The organism is Deltaproteobacteria bacterium (assembly GCA_020845895.1).
Taxonomy (GTDB): Bacteria; Lernaellota; Lernaellaia; order JACKCT01; family JACKCT01; genus JADLEX01.
Window position 1 is genome coordinate 1 of the sequence record JADLEX010000065.1, and the last position, 24,291, is coordinate 24,291.

Annotated in this window: 17 protein-coding genes and 1 tRNA gene; 10 read left to right on the plus strand and 8 right to left on the minus strand. The window is 64.9% G+C overall.

Annotated elements, in window-relative coordinates:
• Positions 1-240 precede the first annotated feature (240 nt).
• A tRNA-Thr gene (locus IT350_09140) sits at positions 241-313 on the minus strand.
• 122 nt (positions 314-435) lie between these two features.
• Here IT350_09140 and IT350_09145 point away from each other — a divergent pair.
• The 3 genes from IT350_09145 to IT350_09155 are packed head-to-tail and all read left to right on the plus strand — an operon-like array spanning position 436 to position 4,670.
• Positions 436-1,671: a hypothetical protein gene (locus tag IT350_09145; protein ID MCC6158206.1), complete on the plus strand. Its 1,236-nt coding sequence runs from the start codon at positions 436-438 to the stop codon at positions 1,669-1,671.
• A gap of 16 nt (positions 1,672-1,687) precedes the next feature.
• On the plus strand, positions 1,688-2,974 hold the full coding sequence (locus tag IT350_09150) for a hypothetical protein (GenBank protein ID MCC6158207.1): 1,287 nt from the start codon (positions 1,688-1,690) through the stop codon (positions 2,972-2,974).
• The gene (locus IT350_09155) at positions 2,967-4,670 is read left to right on the plus strand and encodes a hypothetical protein (GenBank protein MCC6158208.1); all 1,704 of its coding nucleotides are present in this window, start codon (positions 2,967-2,969) and stop codon (positions 4,668-4,670) included. Before IT350_09150 ends, IT350_09155 begins: the two co-directional genes overlap by 8 nt.
• 15 nt (positions 4,671-4,685) lie before the next feature.
• Here the strand turns inward: IT350_09155 and IT350_09160 are convergent, their stop codons facing one another.
• The 4 genes from IT350_09160 to IT350_09175 form a co-directional block, all read right to left on the minus strand.
• Positions 4,686-10,841, minus strand: coding sequence for a tetratricopeptide repeat protein (locus IT350_09160; protein MCC6158209.1), 6,156 nt, complete (start codon positions 10,839-10,841; stop codon positions 4,686-4,688).
• A 100-nt stretch (positions 10,842-10,941) separates the two neighbouring features.
• Positions 10,942-11,808 (minus strand): glycosyltransferase, encoded by an 867-nt coding sequence (locus tag IT350_09165; protein MCC6158210.1) that lies wholly within the window; start codon positions 11,806-11,808, stop codon positions 10,942-10,944.
• Complete coding sequence (gene asnB / locus IT350_09170; GenBank protein MCC6158211.1) at positions 11,798-13,531, minus strand: asparagine synthase (glutamine-hydrolyzing); 1,734 nt, start codon at positions 13,529-13,531, stop codon at positions 11,798-11,800. Before asnB ends, IT350_09165 begins: the two co-directional genes overlap by 11 nt.
• A gap of 42 nt (positions 13,532-13,573) precedes the next feature.
• Entirely contained in the window at positions 13,574-14,320 is a 747-nt protein-coding gene (locus IT350_09175; protein ID MCC6158212.1) for a glycosyltransferase family 2 protein, read from the minus strand.
• 221 nt (positions 14,321-14,541) lie between these two features.
• Here IT350_09175 and sfsA point away from each other — a divergent pair, with 221 nt between their 5' ends.
• The 7 genes from sfsA to IT350_09210 all read left to right on the plus strand — a co-directional run bounded on the left by sfsA (position 14,542) and on the right by IT350_09210 (position 20,862).
• Entirely contained in the window at positions 14,542-15,249 is a 708-nt protein-coding gene (gene sfsA / locus IT350_09180) for a DNA/RNA nuclease SfsA (protein ID MCC6158213.1), read from the plus strand.
• Positions 15,250-15,266: 17 nt separating this feature from the next.
• Positions 15,267-17,135, plus strand: coding sequence for a hypothetical protein (locus tag IT350_09185; protein MCC6158214.1), 1,869 nt, complete (start codon positions 15,267-15,269; stop codon positions 17,133-17,135).
• 219 nt (positions 17,136-17,354) lie between these two features.
• Positions 17,355-18,101, plus strand: coding sequence for a YebC/PmpR family DNA-binding transcriptional regulator (locus IT350_09190; protein ID MCC6158215.1), 747 nt, complete (start codon positions 17,355-17,357; stop codon positions 18,099-18,101).
• The gene (gene ruvC, locus IT350_09195; GenBank protein ID MCC6158216.1) at positions 18,098-18,601 is read left to right on the plus strand and encodes a crossover junction endodeoxyribonuclease RuvC; all 504 of its coding nucleotides are present in this window, start codon (positions 18,098-18,100) and stop codon (positions 18,599-18,601) included. The genes IT350_09190 and ruvC overlap by 4 nt, the downstream gene beginning before the upstream one ends.
• 80 nt (positions 18,602-18,681) lie before the next feature.
• A complete protein-coding gene (gene ruvA, locus IT350_09200; GenBank protein ID MCC6158217.1) occupies positions 18,682-19,284 on the plus strand; it encodes a Holliday junction branch migration protein RuvA in 603 nt (200 codons plus the stop codon).
• Positions 19,285-19,312: 28 nt separating this feature from the next.
• Positions 19,313-20,347, plus strand: coding sequence for a Holliday junction branch migration DNA helicase RuvB (gene ruvB, locus IT350_09205; protein MCC6158218.1), 1,035 nt, complete (start codon positions 19,313-19,315; stop codon positions 20,345-20,347).
• On the plus strand, positions 20,344-20,862 hold the full coding sequence (locus IT350_09210; protein MCC6158219.1) for a low molecular weight phosphotyrosine protein phosphatase: 519 nt from the start codon (positions 20,344-20,346) through the stop codon (positions 20,860-20,862). The genes ruvB and IT350_09210 overlap by 4 nt, the downstream gene beginning before the upstream one ends.
• Here the strand turns inward: IT350_09210 and IT350_09215 are convergent.
• The 3 genes from IT350_09215 to IT350_09225 are packed head-to-tail and all read right to left on the minus strand — an operon-like array spanning position 20,859 to position 23,934.
• A complete protein-coding gene (locus IT350_09215) occupies positions 20,859-22,022 on the minus strand; it encodes a matrixin family metalloprotease (GenBank protein ID MCC6158220.1) in 1,164 nt (387 codons plus the stop codon). The genes IT350_09210 and IT350_09215 overlap by 4 nt on opposite strands.
• Positions 22,019-22,606, minus strand: a complete 588-nt coding sequence (locus IT350_09220) for a hypothetical protein (protein ID MCC6158221.1) — start codon at positions 22,604-22,606, stop codon at positions 22,019-22,021. Before IT350_09220 ends, IT350_09215 begins: the two co-directional genes overlap by 4 nt.
• Positions 22,603-23,934 (minus strand): GTPase, encoded by a 1,332-nt coding sequence (locus IT350_09225; protein ID MCC6158222.1) that lies wholly within the window; start codon positions 23,932-23,934, stop codon positions 22,603-22,605. The genes IT350_09220 and IT350_09225 overlap by 4 nt, the downstream gene beginning before the upstream one ends.
• Between the last annotated feature and the right edge of the window lie 357 nt (positions 23,935-24,291).

A 24,291-nucleotide genomic window follows, 5' to 3' on the forward strand; every position in this document is an offset into this window, starting at 1 on the left:
CGGCAAACCTCCCCCAGGCGAGGACTTGCCGGAAATCAGCTCCATCGCGATCTCGTACTTCCGCACATCGGTAAACTTGCTCGGTCTCGGCAAAGAACACCTCCCGTGGGCGAACGCCGCCTGCCGGACGCGCCCTGGGCTCTGACGGCCCGACGCGCCGGACGCGGCGGCTCGATACTACCCACTTTCCGGTGTCTCGCCTCCAGAGGGGGACAGAATATGCCCCCCCCTCTTCGCCCGAGCCACTGGAGGGTCTCGAACCCCCGACCTGACGATTACGAATCGTCTGCTCTACCAGCTGAGCTACAGTGGCACCCCAAAAACGGCGCGCATTATATCCGGAACGACTCCCGAATCAAGCCGCGATCGAGGGCGTATTGCCCGCACCGATCGCTTCCTTTAGTTTACGCCGTCCCCGAGCGGTGGTCTGCGAGAATGAGCGGCGCGAAAGCGGAACGGTTCCACGAAATCGACCTTTTGAAGGGGCTCGCCTGCTACCTGATGCTGACCGGGCACGCCCTGCGCGCGCACCCGGCGGGATTCGGTCCGCTCGGCTTCGTGGACAAGATCATCATCTACGCGATGGACTTTTCCGGGCCGGTGTTTTTCGTGGCTTCGGGCATGAACGTCTGTACGTTTTTCGACCGCAATCGCGCCAAGGCCGGGTTCGACGCATTCCGTTTCTACCTCGGCCAGGCGGCGATCCTGTTTGTCCTCGGCTACACGTACAGCCTCGCCATCGGCAGCCTCGCGATCGGCATCCCGGACATCTTTCAGGGCGTGGCGGTCTGCACCTCCGCCGTGTTCCTGGTGATGTACCTGCGCCTGCCGGGCTGGGCGTATCTGGTCGTCGCCGCCGCCGTGTACGCCGTCTATTGGCCGTTCCGTTTGGAACTCGACGCCATCACCGCCGTTGCGAACACGGTGCCGATGTGGACTTCCATCGAGACGTACGACCAGCCGATGTTTCAGACCGCCGTTGCGACCGTGAAGTCGCTCCCGCTGTGGAAACGGCAGCTCTTCGCACATTTCAGCTTCTTTCCGTGGGCGGTATTTTTTCTCATCGGCGCGGCGGTGTTTCGCACGCGTGGGCGCGTCGGCGAGATCCTGACCTCGCTCGTCTTCCTCGCGATGCTCGGCGCGTCCACCCTGCTTCCGCAGGCGTTCTTCAGCAACCCGGTCGAGCTATTCTTCCGCGGCGTGCCGGGATACGTCCTTCAAACGGGCGGCGGCGCCGGGCTCGCGTTTATCGTCGGACGACACCTGTACCGCGGCGCGGGCGGGAGTCGGATCGCACGGGCGATCGAGTTCGCCGGGCAGGAGTCGTTCCTGCTGCTGATCCTGCACTTCTTTCTCATCACCGTTTCGCTGATGTTCCTGCCCAAACTCCACATGTATGCGCGCGCCGTTCTCATCATCGCGGGCACCGCCTGGCTGCTACCGATCCTCGCAAGGCGGCGCGATCGGTGGGCGCTGGGCCCGGCGTTCGAGCGCAATGCCCTCGTGGTTCTCGGCGTGACATTCGCCGTGGGCATCTTTCTTTCCGCAGCTCCGCCGCTCTATATTCTTGCCCGACTCGTCGGTTTCGTGTCGGCCTTCGCCTTCGCGTTCGTGTTCGGATCGATACGCACGCGCTGGCGCGCGAAATGCCTGACGCCGAACGCCGCCTGACCGATCAGAGGGAACGATGAACGCGCCATCGAATCGGGATCTCGACATCGACCTCGCCAAGGGGCTCGCATGCCTGATGATGATCTACGGGCACATCGGGTTTCAGATGAACGTCGTCATCGACCGACCGCCCCACCTCGTCCCGAGCTGGATCTTCGCGGAAAGCTCCGTCGCCCTGTTTTTCATGGCGACCGGAATGAACGTGCTGCATTACGTCCAGCGCGCCGCATCGAAAAAAGGATTCGGTCCCACCCGCGACTTCCTCATCACCAACGTCGCGCTTTTCTTTTTGGGATTCGTTTACAACGTCAACCGATACTCCGTCGGCCTGATGGATCTTTTTCAGGGGATCGCGGTCGCGGCGTTCGTCACCTACATCCCGTTCCGCCGGCAATGGCCCACGTGGGCGATCGTCGTCATCGCGCTCGAACTGTTCGTCATCGCATTCGGGTTCGCGCTCACGCCCGATCCGTCGATCGGGAACGGTTACATCGCCGTTTCGGCAAAGGCATTTGCCGATTCCATGCGGCCCGGCGCCGCGCACCCGAACCTCATGGGACAGTACCTCGCGATGCTCGGCGAGTTGAGGGACCTGCCGCTCTGGCAACGTTTTCTGTTCATCCAGTTTTCCGCGCTGCCGTGGACGGGCTGCGCCCTGCTCGGCGGCGTGCTGATGCGTCACGCGCGGACGAAACGCGAAATCTGGCTATGGATCTTCTTCGCGGCGATTCTCGCCTCGTCGCTGGCGTTTCCGTTTTTCCTGGCGCAGCACATGGTGGATTACTTTCATCGCGGCAAACCTGACTACGTGCTGCGTCATGTGGGAATCGCGGGGTTGTTCATCCTGGCCGCCCGACGTTGGTACACGGGACAGTGGCGCGCCGGGCGCTGGCTCGAGTTTATCGGTCGGGAGTCGTTTTTCGTCTTCGTGCTCCAGTGGCTGTTTCTGGAAGTCTCCACGACCATCGTGAAGAGTCCTCCGTCGTTTGTGATGATCGTCGGTCAAACCGTGGTGGTGATGAGTCTCATCACGTTGACGACAAAAAAGCTCGCCGCGCGCCGAGACCGGGGTGCGGACTCGATGGCCTTCGCCAAGCGCTGGTTCGCAATCGCGATCGGCGTCGGTTTCGCCGCGTGGTGGATCGGGCGCGTTCCCAAACCGCCGCTCTACCTCAACGTCCATCTGGCGCACCTGATCTCCAACATCTCGAGCATCGCGTTCGCGATGGCGTTCCCGTCACTCAAGACGCTGATGCGCGGATCGAAAAAACCCCGTGGCGTGCCCGAGGCCGCGCATGCCTGAACGCGTACGGCCCTCGGATCGCCGCGTCTTCTCGTTCGCGCTGGCTGCGATCATCTGCGCCAAGTTTGTGCTCGTGTTCCTCGGGGCGGGCAATCCGCAGAACCCGCTCGATTTCCTGCGTCCGGTCGATGACGCGTACATCTCGTACCGATACGCCGAGAACCTCGCCCACGGATTCGGGCTCGAATACAACCCGGGCGAGCGCGTCGAGGGCGGAACGTCGATCGCGCTCATCGCCCTGCTCGCGCCGTTTTCGCTGGCCGGCATCCGCCGGATCGATTTCGTGGCGGTCGTGCTCAGCCTGCTGGCGAGCGCGGGGACGGTCACGTTGGCCTCGCGCTACCTGCGCGAACGCACGACGGGGCTGATCGGCCGGGCCGAGGCATTCGTGCTCGCGTTCCTGACGCTCTCCACGTGCGTGCTCGTCTGGGCGTGGGCGGGTATGGAGACGTCGATCTTCGCCTTCGTGTGGCTGGCGGGCGTGCTGCGCCATTTACGCGAGTCGGAGCGCGAGGACTGGCCGTGGGCAAGCGCTTTGCTCACGGTCGCGGCCGGCCTGCTGCACCCCGATGGCGTTTTACTCGCGCCGATCCTCGGCCTGTCCTGGCTGTTTCCGTTCACGAAGACGCGGGCGGTGCGCGGCGTGGTTTACGGCGCGATCGTGGTGGCGCTGTTTGGCGGATACTGGCTCGCGCGTTGGACCTACTTCGGCTACCCGATGCCCAACACATTCTACGCCAAAGTCGGCTCGGGAGCGGATCTGTTCCGCGCGGGATTCACCTACATTCGCGTCGCGGTGTTTTCGACGCTCGTCCCCCTCGCCACCGCGTTTTACGCACTCAAGACCATTAAGGGTTGGCGTTCGTGGCCGCGCGAGGTCTGGATCTTCCTGGGCGCGGCGACCATCTACGTGCTCTACGTAATGAAGGTCGGCGGCGACTTCTACCCCTTCCACCGGTTCTTCCTCGCGGCGCTCGTGCTCCTGACGCTCGCCGGGTGGCGGCTGCGCGGAATCTCGGGAAAAACGTCCGGCGGTCCCGCAAGTCGGAAAGCGTGGGCGCTCGTCGTTCTCGCCATCGCGGCCATGAATGTCTGGTCGTATTTCTACACGTTCCAGGGGCTCATCCATCGCGATCTGCAGCGCGTCGTGAAGAATTTCGCGGCGACCGGCGTCGCGATGCGCGATTCGATGCCCGAAAACACCACGGTGGCGACGCTGCCCATCGGCGCGCTCGGCTTTTTCTCGAAGCTGCGCATCCACGACATGATGGGGCTTGTCGATCTGCACATCGCGCGACTGCCGCGCGACGCCACGCGCGGCGTGGTGGGCCACGAGAAGTTCGACCACGCCTACACGCTCTCGAAACGACCCGAGGCCATCGTCGTGCTGCCGAGCCTGTACACCGACGACAACGCCGGCTACGAAAAGTGGCTCAATGAGAACGCGCTCGCGCCGTCGCAGTACCGCATCTACGAGCAGAGTGCGCTTCGCGAAGAGTATCGCCTCGCGAAGCTGCCCGTGCGAAAGAAGCTGGTGGCGTATGGATTCCTGCGCAAAGAGCTCGTCGGCACGCCGGACTACGACAAATGGACTGCCATGAGCGACGCCGACAACGACCTGGCGTTCGCGACTCCGTCGCGCGCCGCGGCCCATCCGCTGCACGGCAAGTCGTTCGGCATCTGGACCTTCAAGTAGGCCGGCGCGCTCAGATCATCGTTTGTAGATCTGCGAGAGCGTCTGCTTTGCGCCGATCACCGCCTCGTGCTCCGGCGGAAACTTCGCGATGAGTCGCTCGAGCAGTCGAACCGCCTGCGACTGGTCGCCGTTGTCCTTGAGCAGCATCGCAGCCGACGACAACGCCCATGCGGTGTCCTGACGGTCCGGCCACGTATCGAAGACGGTCTGGTACTCCTTCACCGCCGACGAAACCATCTTTCGCTGCGCATAATGGCTCGCGAGTCCCATGTGCGCGTTGATGAGGTCCTGATCCTTTGCGGCCTTGGCGGACAGGATCGCGCGGAACACCGACTCCACGTCGCCCGCGGGTTCCTGTTGCCGGATCTGGGCGAGGTCGAATAGCGCGACGACCGACTGCGGCGCGTCGGGGAATTTCTTGGCGATCTCGAGCAGGATATCCGCGGCCGCCTCGTCGTCCCCACGCGCCAGTTCGTTGTGCGCCTGCCCGATCCGGGCCTGCAGGATCGTATTCCGATCCGCGTCCGGCGCGTCCTCGATCGCCTGAAACGCCGTCCTCGCCTCGTCGTAACGGCCGAGCCCGGACAGGCTCTGCCCCTTGGTGAAGTGCGCCCAGCGACGCCGTTCGGGATCCTTCGTCTGTGCAAGTAGCGTTTCCAGCGACGCAAGAGCTTCATCCCATTGCTGCCGCTCGCGGTGTTTTTCGATCTTCTGCTGAAGAACGTTGTCGGCCGCGTTCCGATCGCCCGGGAAGCGTTCGCGCAGCAGCGCAAGATGCTCCTCGAAGCCGCGGATGTCGCCCGTCTCCAGATCGGACGCGATGGCCGCCTGAATCGCCTCGCTCGCGGACGGGTCCTTCGGCATCACGTTCGCCGCGGACAAAAACGCCGCGCGCGCCTTGGCCTCCTCTCCGGACGAACGCAGCAGGTGGCCGAGTCCGATCAGCGCGCGGGCGCGGGCGATCGGGGCGGCCTGCGCATCGTCGATCACCGCCTGATAGATGGCGCGCGCGTCCTCCGGCTTCTTCTTCTCGATGAACGCCTGCGCCAGCATGTTGCGAACGTGCGCGCGGTCCGAGTCGTTCTTCGCCTCCTTGAGCGCGGTCTGATACTGCGCGATGGCGTCGTCGATCTTCCCGGATCGCTTCGCGACGTCGGCGAGCCCGAAACGCGCGTTCATCCGCGCGCTTTCCTGCGCCGTGGGACTCGCCAGCATCTGCTCGAAATACTTGCGGGCAGTCGCGAGATCGTTTTCGTTCAGGGCGATCTGGGCGAGACTCTGCGTCGCCCAGAGCGCGGTCAGCGAGCGCGGGGCGAGTTCGACCGCGCGGCGGTATGCCGCCTGTGCGTCCTTGGGACGATTCGACTGCTGAAAGATCCCGCCGAGCTCGGTCGAAAGACGAGCCTTTTCCGCGGCGTCGGTTTCCGCGGCGATCAGCTTGTCGAAGGCGTCCTTGGCCGCCGCGACGTCGCCCATCTCCGCCAAAATCTGCGCAACGGACGTCTCGGACTGGCGGCGAGTCTCGGGCGATTTCGAGTCCTTCGCGAGCTTGCGGAAGAGGGCGAGGGAGTCGTCCAGCGCGCGCATTTTTCGCAGCGACTGCGCCAGTTCCCATGTCGCCTCTTCCCGCATCACGGCGTCCGCCGAATTCGACTCCGAGACGGCGCGAAAGATCTTCGCGGCCTCTTCCGGCCGGTTCGCGTCCTGATGCAGCCTTGCGATGGCGACATCGACCCGCAGGCTTTTTGCCGGGTCCGTGGTCGCCTTTTTCAATTCCTCCAGAGTGGCGAGCGCCTCATCCGTTCGACCCGCCTGTTTCAGCGCGTTCGACAGTCCGTAATGCGCCTGCTCCGCCGAGGCCGCGCCGTCCGCGCGGGCGAGGAGATCGCGATACAGCTTGACCGCGTCGTCGAACCGATTTTGTTCGGCGTAGCACTGGGCCGCGGAACCGAGCGCCCACTCGCGCGACTCGGCGGTCGTCCCCTTCTCGGCAATGGCCAGAAACGCCGCGACCGCTTCATCGAATCGTCGCGCCTGACGCAGGGTTTCGGCCCGCCCGGCGGTCGCCTGATCGCGCAGACTCTGCTCGAGCCCGGAGTTTTTGAGCAGATCGTCGTAACTCCGAAGCGCATCGTCGAAGCGATTGTTCTGCCGATGCAATTGCGCGAGTTGAAACGCCACGTTCGCTTTACGGCCGGGCTCGTTCGCCGACTCGACCACACCGCCCAGCAGTTTGGCCGCCTCGTCCGCGCGGCCCGTCGCAGACATCAACTGAGCGAGGGCGGTCTTGACGTCGGACTGATACGCGAAGTCGCCCGGAAACCGTTTCCCCATCTCCGTCAGGAGCTTTTCCGCTTCAGCGGTCCGATCGGCTTGGACGTAGGCCTGCACGATCTGCTGAACCACCTGAAACTGCGCGTTCGCCGGCAACGCGAGGTCGAGATTCTTCCTCCACGCCGCCACCGCATCGTCGATACGTCCCGCGCGACCGGCGATCTGCGCGAGCCCGGAGTTCGCCGCCGCCAACGCATCCGGCCGGTTCGCGAAATCCTTGCCGATCTCGCCCGCGAGTTGCGCAACCGCCGCCGCATCGCCCGCGTCCACGGCCAACGAGATGAGTTCCGTCAGCGCATTGAGCCGCGACTCGGGCGATTTCGCGGCCTTTGCCGCCTTCTCATAAGCCGCGACGGCGTCCGCGCGACGGTCCTCGCTTTTCAGCGTCCACGCGATTCCCATTCGGGCCTGATCGGATGCCACTTCGTCATCGGAATAGTCCTTGGCGATCGCCTCGAAGGCTCGACGGGCTTTCTCCCATTCCCGCGCGTTGGAATACGCCTGCGCGAGCGCAATCAGCGCCTGCTTGCGCAACGCGGGGAGCTCGGATTCCGCCGTCAACGGCTCGAGCGCCCGGACCGCCAAATCCAGCTTGCCGGTTCTCGCGAGCGATTCCCCGAGCACAAGCGACATCGCATCCGCCGTTCCCTGCGATCCGGGACCTTTCGCGCGGACCTCGGCAATCATGGTCGTCGCGGCATCGAGCTGCCCCTGCGCGACCATCACTCGCACCAGCGCGGTTCTCGCGCCCGACGACGTGCCGTCGTCCGTGGGCGTCGCGATGAGCGTCTCATAGTGCTTGCGGGCGCCGGCGAGGTCCCCCTTTCGTTCGAGCAACTGGCCGAGCGAAAAACGCGCCTGCGCCACCTCCACGATGCGACCGTCCCCTGCGTATTTCCCGATCAGCGATTCGTACGCATTGATCGCCGCGTCGGGACTGGCACCGCGGTCGTGGAACCCGGCAAGAGCGAGCATCAACTGCGCCTGCTCCCGAGGCTCCTTTTCCTGGGCGGACGCGGCCTCCAGCATCGACAGCGCCTCGGGGAACCTTCCCGAATCGGCGATTGCGTTCGCGAGCTTTTGAATCAGTTGCGCCCGCCCACCGACCTCGGTCGTTGGAATCGCGATCGCGCGATCGTATGCCGCGCGGACCGCGTCGAGATTTCCCCGCTGTGCCTCGATATCCATGATGCGCGAATACGCCTGACGAGCCGACGCGGGCGGCGCCGATTCCACGATCGCGCGAAACTCGGCGAGTGCCGCGTCGAAATCCCGGGCACGCGCCAGGCTCTCCGCCTTGGCCAACCGAACGACCGACAGATCGTCGGTGCGCGTCGGGAAACGATCCGCGAGGGTCTTCGCCACGACATCGAGATCGGCGATCCGGCCCTGATCGGCGTAGAGCATCTGCAGAGAACGCAGCGCGCCAAGCGCGACGTCCGCCTGCGGATTTTTCGCGACGTCGTTCCAGATGGCCTCCGCGCCGGCCACGTCGCCGGTCAGCCGGAGGTATTCCGCTTCTTCCGAACGCGTCCGCGCCGCGAGGACGGGATCCCCCACGTAACGCTTCGCCATCAGCTCGATCTGCTTCTTCCATTCCGTCAGGTTGCGCGATTGGCGATAGACGTTGACGATGTTCAGGTCGGGGTTGAAGTTGAGATTCAGGTCCGTCGTGAGTTCGGAGACACGACGATACTGCGCAACCGCCTCGTTCGCGTCGCCAAGTTCCCATGCGATATCGCCCAGGGTCTGTCGAATGGTCGACTGCATGTGAGGCGATTCTTCGGAATCGGCGAGGACTTCGTTGAGGAGCTCACGCGCCTTTTCGTGCTCGCCGCGATTCCGATAGACGCCAGCCAGCATGATGGCCGCGTTATTGCGCGCTCCCGCATCCTTCAGCGTTTCGCGAAGTCCTTCGAGAATCTTCGCGGCTTCGTCCAGACGGCGGGCCGCGAGAAGCACCGTCACACGGTCGATGGTGAGCCGCTGGGCCTGCTCGTCAACGGACTTCACGCGTTCCAGCGCCCCATCCAGAACCTTGAGCGCGTCGTCAAACCTGCCGATTTGCGTGAGCACCGCGGAGAGCGAGGATGCGACACCCGCGATCTGCACCGGCTCCTTCGCGCTTTCGAGCAGACGCTCGTACCGGGCGACGGCGAGCTCCGGCGTGCCTCGATTTTTTTCGCCGTCGGCGATGGCGTTCTCCGCGGCGAGAATCAGTTCGGTCTGGTCTGCGTAACGCTCCTTGACCAGCGCGAGCTTCGCCTGCGCGCCCTCGAGATCGCCCATGCTGACGAAGACCTCGATCTGCTGCGAGAGCACCTGCGCCGCGCGCTGAGGAATGTCGACGTTTTGCGCGAGAACCTCATCCAGCCGCGCGATGGCCTTGGGTCCCTGGCCGTGTTCTTTCCACAGTCGCGCGACACTGAGATTGGCGTTGAAAATCGCGTCGCTCGAAAACTGTCGCGAGCCGACGATCTTCATGTAGGCCGCTTCGGCGGCTTCGACGTCCCCACGCAGGACCTCGATCTGGGCGATCCGTTCCCAGGCGCGCGACGACTCCGGATACGCGTTCCACCGCTCGGCGAACGACGCAAACGCCGCGACGGACTTTTCGTATCGCCGTTCCTGAGCGAGGGCGTCGGCGAGACCGAGTTCCGCGGAAAACAGGCTGGCCTTGAGCTCCGGCCGGTCGGTCGTGCCCGCGACCACGAGATCGAAGTACCGGCGCGCATCGTCGATTTTGTTCTGCCCCAGGTACAGGTTGGCGAGCTGCACCCGGATATTGGCGACGCGAAAGGGATCATCGGGATACTTGGCGAGGATCAGTTCGTAATGCCGGATGGCGCGCGGGACATCCTGCTTCGATACCGCGTCGCCGGCGGCCTGTTCGAGACGAGTGTAGGACCAGTTCGCGGGATCCCGGTACCAAAGCCACCCGTACGCCAGTACCGAAGCCACGATGACGGCCACGGCCGCCTGCGCGAGACGGCTCGTGCGCAGCGTGCGGCCGACACGCAGCCACAATAGGCTGCTCGTCTTCGCGCCGCGCTCGCGGAATGCGATCAAGGCCGCTTCGTCGTATCCTTTGACGGACTTGAGAATCGCACCTTTCAGCGCGGCGTCCGCGAACTCGACGGCCTCGTGGCGGCCTCCCGAAAACTGCGCGTGCGCCAGATTCGCGCCGCGAAAGTCAACGCGTTCGAGACGCGTGCTCGACCAATTGCTCTTGATCAGCGTTCCGCCGGAGAAGTCGCAATCCCGAATCTGCGACAGGAAGAAGTCGATATCCGTCGCGTTCGCCGACTGAGCGTTTACGTCGGCGAGTTCCGCGTTGATCCAGATCGACCGTTCGAGATACGCACCCCCGAGCCGTGCCCCTTCCCACGTCGTCTCGACCAGATCCGCACCGGTGAAATCCGCTCCCGCGAAGTCGACATTCGCAAAACGGCTCTTCGACGCGAGCGCGTCGCGCCACGCGGACTTTTCGCCTCGCACGTTTTCGAGTTTGGCCTCGCGCACCTTCGCGCCGACGAGCGTCGCTTCGTCCAGCGTTGCACCGGTCAGGTCCGCGCCGTCGAGATCGGCCTTCTCCAGCTTCGCCCCGCGCAGGTTTGCGCCGGTCAGGTTCGTTTGGCGCAAATCGGCTTTCGAAAGGTCCGCGCCCGACAGATCCGCGCCGGAAAAATTGGCCTTACGGAATTTTCCCCGCGAGAGATTTACCCCCGCGAGACGCGCGCCGGACACGTCGGAGCCGGCCCAGTTCGACCGCGAGAGGTCCTGCCCGGCGAGATCTCCGGCGCGAACTTTTTCCAACAGATTCGGCTCGATCGTCATGACACGCTTTCGGCCGCCCGGCGGCCCCCCGCAGGGTGGTGATGGATGTTTGATTTTATGGCGTCACGAACGCCCGAACGCAAGCGGTGCCCGGCGTGCGTCACCGTTGCCCGCTCTGACGCCACGCGACGAATCGGGTTCCCGGGTGGAGCGGGCGCAGCCGGATTGCCGAACTCCAATGCGCGGCCGCGGTATTCGTATCACCGATTCCTTCGAGGGCCTTGGCCGCGACCACATGCAGGCTCCACAGGCGGCGGGCCTCACGGCGATCGGGTTTCGCCCCCGCATCGCGTAAGTCCTCCTCCACCACCGTCGCGCAGGCCGGATACATGACGGCGGCGAGTCGGCCGGTCTGCGTTCCATGGAGATGATAGACGCTCAGCGGTTTGGGATCGAACGCGATCGGCCCCGCCGCCGCGAGCCGCATCCACAGGTCGTAGTCTTCCGCCGGTTCGAAGCGATGGCGAAAACCGCCGAGGCGAGCGACGACCTCGCGGCGTGCCAGCACCGACGACGTCGGGATCACGTTGTCCGCCCGGAGCCGCTCCCGAATCGATCCCGCGAACGGGGGTTGACGGCTGAAGATCGTCTCCCCGCGCGCCCGGTCGCCGGCAACCTTCGCGTCCGAATAAACGGCCACGAGATCGGGGTTTGCGTCAATCAGGCGCAACTGGCGTTCCAGGCGATCCGGCGCCCATTCATCGTCGTCGTCGAGAAACGCGAGCCACTCGCCGCCCGCCGCATCGATCGCCGCATTGCGAGCGAGAGCCGCTCCGGCTCCATTGTGGGTGATGATGCGAACGCGGTTCCGCCAGTGATCGGCGATCGAAGCGACCGATTCGCGCTCCGACTCGTGACACGAAACGAGGGCTTCGTCGGCGGGTCGGTTCTGGGAAAACACGCTCGCCAGCGCGCGGCGCAGCATGTCGGGCCGGTTTCGGGTCGGAATGACGGCGCTAACCCGCATCGCGGCGATGATCGGGAAAGTAGTTCCGGAACCACAATTCCAGACTCACGCGACTGTACCGACCTCGATCGAATTCTCCCCGCGGGCTGCCGTTGCCCGGCATTTCGATCCGCGCGGCGAGCGACGATTCGAGATCGCTCGCCCATTCGTCGAGGGGCCCGAAGAGCCAATCGTGAAACGGAACGACCAGCCCCTTCTTGTCGCGACGATCGAGAATCGCATCGGGCACGATTCCGCGAAGAGCTTTTCGCAAGATCCTCTTGGTGCCGTTTTCGTCGATCTTGCATCGCTCGGGCAGACGGAATCCGAATTCGATCAGCCGGTGATCGAGAAAGGGGCAGCGGTTTTCGAGCCCGACCGCGGCACAGGCGCGATCGTTCATGGTGAGGAGCGACGGCAGCGAAACATGGGCATCGAAATTGCCCATGCGGTCCACGAGCGGGGTATGCCGCGCGAACATTCGGCGTACGAGTTCGAAATGGGGGTCGGGGTGTTCGGGGCGATAACGGGCGACCAGTTCGAAATACCGATGGGCCGGGTCGCCGAACATGCGCGGATTCCAGAAGTACCTCGCGAGCGACTGGTACGAAGACAGCTCCTCGCTGCGCGCGAGTCGGTCTTCCCACGCCATCAGCAGATAGCGAACGTACCCGCCGAAAACCTCGTCCGCGCCCTGTCCGCCGAGGATCACCTTGACTCCTTGGTCTCGCGCCGCCTCGGCCAGCATGAACTCCGCGATCACGGATGCCGTGGCGACCGGCTGGTCGAGATGGCGGATCACAGCCGGCAATTTGTCGCGAAAATCCCCGGCCGTCGGGCTGACAACCACTTGTCGCGCACCGATGTGTTTTGCGACGAGCTCGGCGTACGCAAATTCGTCGAACTTGGACCCGAGCGGAAATCGGCAGGTGAAGGCGATATCCGGCTTCGCGATGCACGCGATGGCGGCCGAGTCGATGCCTCCCGAAAGGAATATTCCGAGATCGACATCGGACATAAGGCGGATGGCGACCGCGTCCACGAGCAACGCACGCAATTCCTCGACGAGATCGCTTTCCGATCGCGTGGATGATTCGCCGTTCGGAATTTCCCAATATCGCCCGATCACCACATCGCGGCCGTCGAAACTCAGCGTATGAGCGGGCGGAAGTTCCTCGATGCCCTCGAACAGCGTATCCGGCGCGAGCGCCGTGTCCCAAACCCAGTACGATTCGCCCACCCGGGGTCGAGTCGAAACATGCGGTAACAAACCCTTGATCTCGGACGCGAAGAAAAATCCCGCATCCGTCCGGGCCCAGTACAGCGGTTTTTCGCCCATGCGATCGCGTGCGAGAAAAAGCCGAAGTCCATCCCAGATCGCGAAGGCAAACTGGCCGTTGAGGCGGTCGACGACGCGCTCGCCCCACTCCTCGTAACCGTGGACGAGAACCTCGGTGTCGGTCCGCGTCGTGAAAACGTGCCCTTTTGCCGCGAGTTCGTCGCGAAGCGACCGGTAGTTGAAAATCTCGCCGTTGTAGACGACGTGTACGGTTCCGGTCTCGTTCGAGATCGGTTGGGATCCGGTCACCAGATCGATGATGGAGAGGCGACGGATCGCAAGTTGAACCGGACGGTCACGCAACTCCCGCGCTTCGTCCGGGCCGCGATGCGCGATGGCGCGCGACATGGGATCGACATCGAGTGCCTCCCCGGGCCGCGTGTAGAACCCCGCGATGCCGCACATCGTCAGACGCCCCGTCGCACGAAATCTCCGCCCCGTCGCAACCTATCGGCCCTTCCCGAGCGCCCGGCACGCCGGACCGATGCGAAACTCCCACAGCGCGCGCGGAATATCCGCGAGCGCCGACACCGCGAAACGCACCGGAGCGTTGATGAAACTCACGCCGGCCGCACGTTCGTCGAAGACCACGGGCACCTGCCGGATGCGATGTCCCCGCCGGTGCGCCGCGATCGCGATGAAGTGCTGAAAGTGACGGAACGGACGGGAAAAATCGAGGACATCGGTCATGGCCGACCGCGTGTAAAGCACGAATCCGCTCTTGTTGTCGCGCAGACGCGTCCCGAACAGCAGATTCAGCAACGCGGACAGCCCGGACGTGAGCAGCACGCGCAGCCGGTCGCGCCCGACCTGGTCGCGCCGCCAGCCCTGCACGAACTCGACGTTTTCGTTGTCCATCACGTCGACAAGCGTCGGAATGTCCTCCGGGCGGTACTGCAGATCGGCGTCGATCGTCACGAGGCGCGGTGCGCCCGTGGCCAGCAGCCCCGACCGCCAGCTTTCGACGATTCCCCGGTTTTTCTCGTGGCGCACCGGTTTCACCCAGCGATGGGCAGCGGCCTGCTCGCCGATTTTCGCCCACGTGTCGTCGTGGCTGCCGTCGTCGACCAGAACCAGCTCGAACGAAATGCCGCGCCCGGACAGCGCCTGCCCGACGCGCTCCGCGAGCGCGCCGACGTTCGGACCCTCGTTGAAACACGGCGCAATGACGGCGAGGTCGACGGGATCGGCCAATGGGAAGATTCCTTGGGAGACGTGGGAACTTCGCGCTGAGATTCAGCTTCCGTATGTATCAGGATTCGAAGCGGGGGATCAAGCGAACTGCACGTCACGCCTTCTTTCGGATGAGGCGTTACGAAGCGACCCGCACGACGAACGGCGCGCAGGTACGGACGGCGACACTTCCAGGTACGGACGGCGCCACTTCGTTGACACCCCGGGGGGCGATTCATAGGATGCGCCGCGTGATTTACGATCCGCCGCTCGTCGCGGCCGTGTACTGCGAACGTCCGAATCGCTTCACGGCTCGCGTGCGCGTGGGCGAAGCCGCGGTGGACGCCCACCTGGCCAACCCGGGGCGCATGGCCGAATTGCTCGTCCCCGGAGCGCGGTGTTATGTTCGACATCGTCCGGACCGGATCGGGCGTCTCCAGTGGGACGCCTGCTTGATTCGGCACCGAGGAGTCTGGGTCGGACTGCAATCGCATCTGGCCAACGACCTTGTGGAAGAAGCGTTGCGGCGCGGAGCCGTGCCTTCGTTGTCCGAATACGACGTGGATCGCCGGGAAGTGCCGCACGGCGATGGGCGATTCGACTTCGCGCTCCGGCACCGCCGGCGATCGGAACGATTGATGCTGCTCGAGGTGAAAAGCTGCACGCTGGTCGAGGGGCGCCGGGGGCTGTTTCCCGACGCTCCGACCACACGCGGCGCACGCCATGTTCGCGAGGCGACCCGGTTCGTCCAGGCGGGCGGTGAGGCGGCGATTCTGTTCTGCGTCGGTCGGCCCGATGCTGATACGGTTTCGCCGAATCGTGAAACCGACCCCGATTTCGGGAGCGCGCTCGACGGAGCCTCGGCCGCCGGCGTTCGATTGCTCGCAGTGCGGTGTTCGGTTTCGCCGACGCGAATGACGGTTCGCGACGAAATTCCGGTGGTGCTGTGACAAGTTCAGAGGGTGCCGTGACGAATCCGTGGAAAACACTCGGCTCTACCGCGTTGATGGCGCTGCTGCTCGCCGTCGCGGTCGTGCTGATGTACCCGGGCCTCGTTGATTTCGACCGTCGCGTCCCCGCGTCGGACGATGAGGCGGTCGTCGCCTGGCTCGACGCCTCGCTATTCGATCAGACGCTCCGGAGTTCGTGGCTTCGCGTCGGCGGTTTCCCTGCATATTACGCGGAGGTCGAGGGCGGACTCGCCGTCGGATCGCATCCCCGCGACGGCGCGGCGTCGCCCATCACGCTCGCGTTGCTGCGCCTCGACGCGATTGACGCGGTCAAGATCAAGACGCTTCTCGCGATCTGGGCGGGGGCAATGGGTGCGTATTTGATGGGCCGGCGGATGGGCGCGGGTCGCGCCGCGTCGTTCACGGCGGCCCTGCTGCTGCCCGCGTCGGGGTTCGTACGCGACGCGATCCACGCCGACCCCCTCTCCCTCCAAGCCCTGTTCGCCCTGCCCGCGCTACCAATCGTGCTCTACGCACCCGCGAACCCGGCGACGATTCTGTTGTGTGCGCTCGCGGTGGTGCTGTCGTCGTTTCAGACCGGTTCGCTCGTCGCGTTCGCGCCGCTGGCGCTCGTTCTCGCGGGGCTCGCCCGCGCCCTGCGCGAGCCGGATCGACGCAGGACCGGAATCACCTTCGCGCTGCTCATCGCCGTTCACGCGCTGCTCATCGGCGCCATCCGCTGGCTGCCCGGCGTCGAGTTCTGGGACGCGCGGGAGATCGGTCACGCGATCCAGTCGATCACCGTTGCACCGGTGTCGCTCGCGATGCGCGCGTGGCGGTTGGCCGATGCCCTCGCCCCCGCCGGCGCCGTGTCGCTCGCCGCGATCCTGGCGCTTACGGCCCTCGGGTTCGCCAAGGACCGCGCGTCGAGATTCCTCATCGTGCTCGGCGCGGCGCTGCTCGCCTACGCCCTCGTCCCCGCCGCGGAACCCGGCGACACCATGGCTTCGCAAATCTGGTGGGTGATCCGCCCCTTCTCCAACCCGGCGTCGGCCGCGCCGATCTGGGCGCTCGCCATCCTCTCGGGCGTTTGCGCCATCGCGCTGCACGCGTTCTTCATCGCCACCCGGTCGCGGGCCGCGCACCTGGTGCCCATCGCCGCCGCCGCCGCGCTCGGCGCTTCGACCATGCACGCCGCACCGCCCCAGCGCGACGTTCCACTGCTTCGACCCGATCCGTTGCTCATCGGTCCGGTCCGGGAAGCGAAGCCGTTCTTCACGGTCCGTACCCGATTCTTCACCAATGAACTCGACCGGCCGATCGATCTGCACCCGACGCTGATCGTCGAAGACGGGCTCGCGGCCCGCAACGCGGTCGAACCGTTCCGCGGACAGCGCCGGACTTCGCATCGCGTTCATGTGCAGGCCGGGCAATTCAAGCTCCGACGCAACTCGCAGGATCGCGGCGAGGCATGGTTCCCCTATCGCAATGGCGATGTCCGTTCCGTCGTGGAGACGCCCGCCGGTCTGGAAATCCACGTGGTGACGCGAAAGGAACGCACCACCCTCGTCGTGAACCGCAACTTCGACGACGACTGGTCGGTGCTCATTGAATCCGCCGAAACACCGCCCCCGCCGGAACCGGAGATCCCCGAGGAGATCTTCGAACAACCGCCGGAGAGCGTGCCTCCGCTCGCGCTGCCCGAGCCTCGCGTTTTCCCCACGCGGGGTCTCGTCTCGACGCGCCTCGACCACGCGGGCGAACAGGTCGTGACGCTGACCTATGCCGGCAGCATGTGGCGCTACGGGATGGGACTTTCGTGCGTGTCGTTGGTGCTGGCGTTGGCGTCCGCCGTCGGGTTTCTCGCACGCCGGGAGGATGCCTGATCCAGGCGGGGTCCGAACGGATTTTCGCCTTGTCTGGTACGATTCTTGTGGTAAGATCCCGCCCGGCCGCGCGTTTTGTTCAAACTCAGCATCGAGGTTCGAGGACATCCCATCCGCCCATGCGGACGACGCCCGAAATCGCTTCCCGCACGAAACGTGCGAAGCTGCGGCGAAGTGCGTGTCCTTCTCCCTCGGAGTTGAATCGATCAGGAGGTTGCCATGTCCGGCCATTCGAAATGGGCCACGATCAAGCGGAAAAAGGGCGCAAACGACGCGGCCCGGGGGAAACTGTTCACAAAGCTCATCAAGGAGATCTCGGTCGCCGCGCGGATGGGCGGAGGCGACATCGACGCGAACCCGCGCCTGCGCACGGCGGTGGACAAGGCCAAGGCCAACTCGATGCCCAAGGACAACATCGATCGGGCGATCAAGAAAGGCACCGGCGGACTCGAAGGCGTGTCGTACGAGGAGTACACCTACGAGGGATACGGTCCCGGCGGCACCGCCATCATGGTGGACATCCTGACCGACAATCGCAACCGCACCACGGCGGAGGTCCGGCACGCGTTCTCCAAATACGGCGGCAACCTGGGCGAAAGCGGATGCGTGGCGTTCATGTTCAGCCGACTCGGTCAGTTCAGCTTCGACAAATCCTCCGTGGATGTCGCGAAGCTGGAAGAGGTCTCGATCGAGGCCGGCGCGCAGGACATCAAGGACGACGGCGATTCGGTGGAGATCTACACCGATCCCAGCGACTTCGAGACGGTGAAAAAGGCGCTCGCCGACGCGGGCTTTGTCGATCCCGAGGCCGAGGTGACGATGGTGGCGCAAAACACCGTCGAGGCGACGGGCAAGACCGCCGAGACGCTGCTCAAGCTCGTCGACACGCTCGAGGACAACGACGACGTTCAGGCGGTGCACTCGAACTTCGACATCCCCGAATCCGCGTTGGAAGCGCTGAATTGAGTTCGCGCCTTCGCGTCCTGGGCATCGACCCGGGAAGCCTGTTGTGCGGCTGGGGCGTGGTCGACGAGGTCTCGGGCGGTTACGCGCACGTGGATTGCGGCGTGGTCGAGGCGCCGCGCGGTGCTCCGCTCGCCGAACGGCTCGATCGCATCTACCGGGGACTGCGCGAAACGATCGAAGCGAACGCGCCGCAGGTGGCTGCGGTCGAGTCGGTGTTCTTCGCGGCCAACGTCAAGAGCGCCATCGTACTAGGGCAGGCCCGTGGCGTGGCGCTGCTCGCCGCGGCGCACAGCGGGCTGCCGGTCCACGAATACTCGCCGACGCAGATCAAAAAGGCGCTGGTCGGTTACGGACGCGCCGACAAGACGCAGGTCGCCGCCATGGTGCAAAGCCTTCTTGGGCTGCCGGAACCGGCGCAGGCCGACGCGTCGGACGCGCTCGCCGCGGCGCTGTGCCACCTGGCCTCGTACCGCTATTTGCAGATGGTGGAGCGCGATTGACGGGCGCGCGGTTATGCGTTTGTGTGTGACGATTCAAGGCCGTGTCGCGCGTCGCGCCGCACGGCTCCCACGGGAGAACGATGATCGCGCAGCTTCGCGGAACCGTGGCGGACAAGGCGGAGGGGCGGGTCGTGCTCGACGTGAACGGCGTCGGGTACGAGGTCTTCGTCGGCCTTCCCGCGTCGCTGCGCCTGCCGGAGCCGGGCGGCGACGCGTTGCTGCATGTGCGCACGATCGTGCGCGAGGATTCGATCACGCTTTATGGGTTCGACCACGTGCGCGAGCGGGACCTGTTCGACCTGCTCAACGCGGTCAACGGCATCGGACCGCGCACGGCGCTCGCGGCGCTTGCGTCGCTCGATTACGAGCAGCTCGCGCGGGCGATCCGCGATCAGGATCTGCGCGCGCTCACCAAGATCCCCGGCATGGGCAAAAAGACCGCCGAGCGCGTGGTGCTGGAACTGCGCGAAAAGGTGGAGAAGCTCGCCCTCGCCCAGTTTGTGGACATGAGCGTCGGCGGTTTGCCGCCGGTGGCACGCGATGCGTTGTCGGCGCTCGAAAATTTGGGCTACTCGGCGGTCGAGGCGCAGCGCGCGCTCGACGCGGCGCTCAAGGCGCTGCCCGCGGACGCGGAGTTCGAGGCCATTCTCGCGCAGTCGCTGAAAAATCTGGGGCGCGTATGACAACTGGAACGAGCGTCGGAGAACGAGGGTGAGCGAACAGGCGTATCGCACGATCTCGCCGCGCTCCACCGGAGACGACGCCCGCGTGGAGACGTCGTTGCGCCCGCGATCGCTCGACGAATACGTCGGGCAGAAGCAGGTGCTGGACAATCTGCGCGTCTTTATCACGGCGGCGAAACAGCGCGGCGAGGCCCTCGATCATTGCCTGTTTTCCGGACCACCGGGGCTCGGCAAGACGACCCTCGCGCATATCATCGCCGGCGAGCTGGGTGTCGGGGTCAAGGTCACGAGCGGCCCGGTGCTCGAGCGCGCGGGCGACCTCGCGGCGATCCTCACCAACCTCGACCCCTTCGACGTACTCTTCATCGACGAGATCCACCGGTTGCACACCATCGTCGAGGAGATGCTCTACCCCGCCATGGAAGACGGCCAACTCGACATCCTCGTCGGCCAGGGGCCGTCGGCGCGCACCGTGAAGATGAAACTCAAACCCTTTACGCTGGTCGGCGCGACGACGCGCGCGGGCCTGCTGACCTCGCCCATCCGCGACCGCTTCGGCATCGTCGCGCGGCTCGATTACTACACGCACGAGGACCTCGCGACGATCGTACGCCGCTCGGCGAAGATCTTGGGCTACACGATCAGCGACGACGGCGCGCACGAGATCGCGCGCCGGTCGCGGGGCACACCGCGCGTCGCCAATCGCCTGCTGCGGCGCGTGCGCGACTTCGCGCAGGTCGCGGGCGCCGGCGCCATCGACCGCGAACAGGCCGACCGCGCGCTCGCCATGCTCGGCGTGGACGACAAGGGACTCGACAAGCTCGATCGGCGTCTCCTGGAGGCAATCGTCGAGTCGTTCGGCGGAGGGCCGGTCGGCGTCGAAACGCTCGCCGCGACGCTGGCCGAGGAGCGCGACACCATCGAAGATGTCGTCGAGCCGTTCCTCATGCAGCTCGGATTCCTGAAACGCACACCCCGCGGGCGCATGGCTACCGAGCCGGCGTACCGCCATCTCTCGCGCGTGCCCCCAAAGGGCTTTGTCGCGAGCCTGTTCGACGAATGACAAACTCCATCGACTGGCCGCGCGTTCGACGCGTTCTGCTGATCTGCACGGGCAACATCTGCCGTTCGCCGATGGCCGAGGGAATCCTGCGCGCCAAGCTCGAGGAGCATGGCACCGACGGTATCCTGGTCGAGAGTGCGGGCACACACGGCGGGGCGATCCCCGAGCCCTCGCCGCCCGCCGTGGACGTGTGCCTGGAGTCGGGCATCGACATCTCAAATCATCGCTCGCGCCTGCTGACCGGTGAGATGCTGCGGGAGGCCGACCTCGTGCTCTTCATGGACGCGGGACACGAGAATTGGATTGCGCGAAAGCACGCCGATCTCTCGCCCCGGACGTGGCCGATCACGGCGTTTCGATCCGATCGATACCGCAACGCCGAGGTCGCCGATCCCTACGGCATGCCGACCTCGTACTACCGGCGGACTTACGAAATGCTGGATTCGTCCCTGGACCCGATCGCGCACGCGCTCGCGACCGGCCGCTGGAGCGAAGAGGAACTGGTCGAGGACTAAGCCGAGCGCGAAAGCCGCCGCGGCGCGAAGGCCCACATCGAAAGTCCCGCGAACGCGATCAACACGAGCGGCAGAGACGAGCCGTCGTCCGCGCCGACCACCCCGCCGCAAAATCCGCCGCCGTCTTCGTCGTCCACTTCTTCTTCGTCCTCTTCGTCGACGTCGTCGTCCGTCAGCGTCGCGGGATCGACCTCGCTCACCTGCGAAACCGCGAGCGAGTAGGACTTCGCCGAAACGGACGATTCCTCGAAGTCGGTCTGGATCTCGAGGTACGAAACCGTCGAGGGCACCGCCGACAGCGTGGGCGCGACACGGCAATCGCCGTCACACCGAGCTTCGCCCAGCAGGTCTCGCTCGCCGGTATAGACACGCACCCACTTGCGACGCGCGGGCTCATTGTCGGTGATTTCGATCAGCGGAAACGTGCCGCCTTGCGTATTCAGTTTGAACACGTCGGTGTCGTACAGACGCAGGCTCGTCAGGTCGATTTCGTCGTACGGTCCGCGACCGAGAAAGAGCGAGTCGTTGGGCTCGAGCTCGTCGTCCGGCGGCATGTCGCCGTCGCAGTACGCGTCGGCATTCGCGCGGATGTCGTCCTCGTCCAAATCCGCCGCCACGATGCGCTCGTCGTAATACGCATACATGGTCGCGTATTGGTCTTCCGAATGGCCGAGCCCCCACATATGCCCGGCCTCGTGGGTGAGCGTGTCGCGCAGATTGAGCACCGTGTCGCCGGCGAAGTGGTCGTCCCACGTCCAATCCTGCGCGTTCACGGAAATATCGCAGTCGAGCAGGTTTCCGCCCGCGTCGAAGTAGCACTGCGTGACGGCGAGGGTATCCTTGCCGTAGCTCCAGTCCGAACTGTTCGCGAAGACGATGCTGTCGCCGTCGGGGTCCGACTCGGCGATCGAGGTGGTTCCGCCGTCGTTGAAGTCGATCTCACAGAAGGTCTGGCGATCGTGGTCCCAGCGCGAAATCGCCGCGCGGGCTACGGTCGTCGCCCCGGGAAACAGATCCTCGATGGTGTCGCTGACGAGATAGCCGACGGGAAAGTCCTTCCATCGGCAGGTACTCGAACCGCACTGCGTGAAGGTGTAGGCGTTCGCGGTTGTCGCAAGCGCGACAAGACTCGCCAGAGCGAGAAATACACGACGAATCATTGCGCGACCTTGCTCCACTGCCGAATCTGGTCGAGAGAGACGGTCTTCGCGACCTCTCCGAGGCAAGTCTGACGGTCGGCGGAGCAGGCCGCGAGTTTCCTCGCGTTTTCCCGCCACGGATCGCGCACGACGAGCGGCGTCGCGTCCGTGGGATTCAGCACGGTGTAGCGCCCCTGAAAGAACCCGACGATGATCGCCGCGCCGCCCGACCCGCCGCGCTCGGCGGCCACGACCACCTCGTCACCGACCTCGAAGACCGGCGCACCCATCACGGCGACGCCGATGTCGCCCACGGTTCCGCCGGGCACTTCCAGCACGAGTGGGTGGAATTTTCTTTTGTGCCCCGCCTCGATCGCGCCCTTGAAGACCTCGCTCACGTCGATCGTCACGACGGTGACGATCTTCGACGCGGCATTCACGCGCTCCTTCACCTCGACCGAAATCACGCGCCCGCGCGCCGCCACGTCGGCCTTGGCGAAGACCTGCTCGTCGGAGAGCGCAATCACCGACGTGGCCGACGCGGGGCCGGCCACGATTGCGTATGCGCAGGCAATCGCCGCGGCGATCGCGATTTGCCTTCTCATAAAAATCCTCGCTCGGTCAAAACACTGCGCAGATCGGGCTGTCCGATCTCTTGAAGTTCGTATTGTACGCGAAGCGCGGGTTTGGAGAAATCGATCACCCGGCGCAGATCGATCGGCGTTCCGATCAGCACCAGATCGGCGTCGGACGCTTCGATGGTCGCGGCGAGATCGGCCACCTGTTCGTCGCCGTAGCCCACCGCCGGCAACACTTCGCGCAGATGCGGATACTTCGCGAACACGCGCGCGAGGTCGCCTTTCGCGAACGGACGCGGGTCGACCAACTCGCGCGCGCCGAGCTTCTTCGCGGTGATCGCCGCCACCCCGTACGCCATGTCGCCGTGCGTGACCGTGGGACCATCCTCGACGCACAGCACCCGCGCGCCGCGCACGCGTTCGGGCTCGTCGACCGTCATGGGGCTCGCGGCCTCGATGATCGTTGCCGAAGGATTCATCTCGGCGATCGACGCGCGCAGGGCTTTCACATCCTCGGGCCGCGCGGAATCGACCTTGTTGATGATCACGACCTGCGCTCGATACACATTGGCCGCACCGGGGTGGTAACGGCGCTCGTGTCCGATGCGGAGGGGATCGGCGACGACGATCTCAAGATCGGGCCTGTAGAACGGCAGGTCGTTGTTGCCCCCGTCCCACAGGATCACGTCGGCTTCCTGCTCGGCTTGCGCCAGAATTTTCCCGTAATCGACTCCGGCATACACAACGCATCCGCGCTGGATGTGTGGTTCATATTCCTCGCGCTCTTCGATGGTGCACTCGTGCAGATCCAGATCGGCGAGGGTCGCGAATCGCTGCACGACCTGTCGGCGCAGATCGCCATAAGGCATCGGGTGACGGATCGCCACCACGTGCTTGCCCGCCGCGCGCAGCAGGTCTGCGATACGCCGCGTGGTCTGGCTCTTGCCGCTGCCGGTGCGGACCGCACCCACCGCGATGATGGGAACTTTCGAACGAAGCATCGTCGCATTCGCGCCGATCAGTCGATAATCCGCACCCGCCGCGATAACACGGCTGCCCAAGGTCATGACGTGGTCGAAGGAGACGTCGGAATACGCGAACACCACTTCGTCCACCGATTCGTCCGCGATGATCTTCAGCAGATCCTGCTCGGGCTCGATGGGAATGCCGCCCGGATAGAGCGACCCGGCGAGCTCGGCGGGATAGCGGCGGTCGTCGATGCCGGGGATCTGCGTCGCGGTGAACGCGCGGACGTCAAAATCCGGGTTGTCGCGAAACACGCAGTTGAAGTTGTGGAAATCACGACCGCCGGCGCCGGCGATCACCACGCGACGGGGCGCGCGCGTGTCCGACATGGGTTCCTCCATCGCCCGAGCGGTTCGCAATGGCAACGCTGGGGGCGAGCTCGTGGGAGACGCGAGAACTCGCGGGCTCGTCTTCGGAGAGGTTCCCATCCGATGCGGCCAAGCTAGACGAATAGCGTTTGTCGTCAAGGCGCCGCGTTTACCGTGGGGAGGGACAACGCATTCCTTCCGGAGCAGTCGCAGTTGTCCAAATATTTGGTTCTTCGCCAATGTCAGTGGATGCCTCGTTCCTCGGCCAATTGCGGCAGTCGCTTCGAGGAATGACGGGGCGAATCGTTTGCAAGCAGATCCGACGTATTTTCAGAGACTTCCCAAATCGTCTTTCGAGGCTTTCGTCGCGGTTCGACC

Bases quoted from the DNA above. Each gene is read 5' to 3' on its own strand.
- IT350_09165 (MCC6158210.1), bottom strand. From the start codon at position 11,808: ATGCGGGTTAGCGCCGTCATTCCGACCCGAAACCGGCCCGACATGCTG.
- IT350_09225 (MCC6158222.1), bottom strand. From the start codon at position 23,934: ATGTCGGACACGCGCGCGCCCCGTCGCGTGGTGATCGCCGGCGCCGGC.
- IT350_09160 (MCC6158209.1), bottom strand. From the start codon at position 10,841: ATGACGATCGAGCCGAATCTGTTGGAAAAAGTTCGCGCCGGAGATCTC.
- IT350_09220 (MCC6158221.1), bottom strand. From the start codon at position 22,606: ATGAGAAGGCAAATCGCGATCGCCGCGGCGATTGCCTGCGCATACGCA.
- IT350_09210 (MCC6158219.1), top strand. From the start codon at position 20,344: ATGACAAACTCCATCGACTGGCCGCGCGTTCGACGCGTTCTGCTGATC.
- IT350_09150 (MCC6158207.1), top strand. From the start codon at position 1,688: ATGAACGCGCCATCGAATCGGGATCTCGACATCGACCTCGCCAAGGGG.
- IT350_09155 (MCC6158208.1), top strand. From the start codon at position 2,967: ATGCCTGAACGCGTACGGCCCTCGGATCGCCGCGTCTTCTCGTTCGCG.
- sfsA (MCC6158213.1), top strand. From the start codon at position 14,542: ATGCGCCGCGTGATTTACGATCCGCCGCTCGTCGCGGCCGTGTACTGC.
- ruvA (MCC6158217.1), top strand. From the start codon at position 18,682: ATGATCGCGCAGCTTCGCGGAACCGTGGCGGACAAGGCGGAGGGGCGG.
- IT350_09145 (MCC6158206.1), top strand. From the start codon at position 436: ATGAGCGGCGCGAAAGCGGAACGGTTCCACGAAATCGACCTTTTGAAG.
- asnB (MCC6158211.1), bottom strand. From the start codon at position 13,531: ATGTGCGGCATCGCGGGGTTCTACACGCGGCCCGGGGAGGCACTCGAT.
- IT350_09215 (MCC6158220.1), bottom strand. From the start codon at position 22,022: ATGATTCGTCGTGTATTTCTCGCTCTGGCGAGTCTTGTCGCGCTTGCG.
- IT350_09190 (MCC6158215.1), top strand. From the start codon at position 17,355: ATGTCCGGCCATTCGAAATGGGCCACGATCAAGCGGAAAAAGGGCGCA.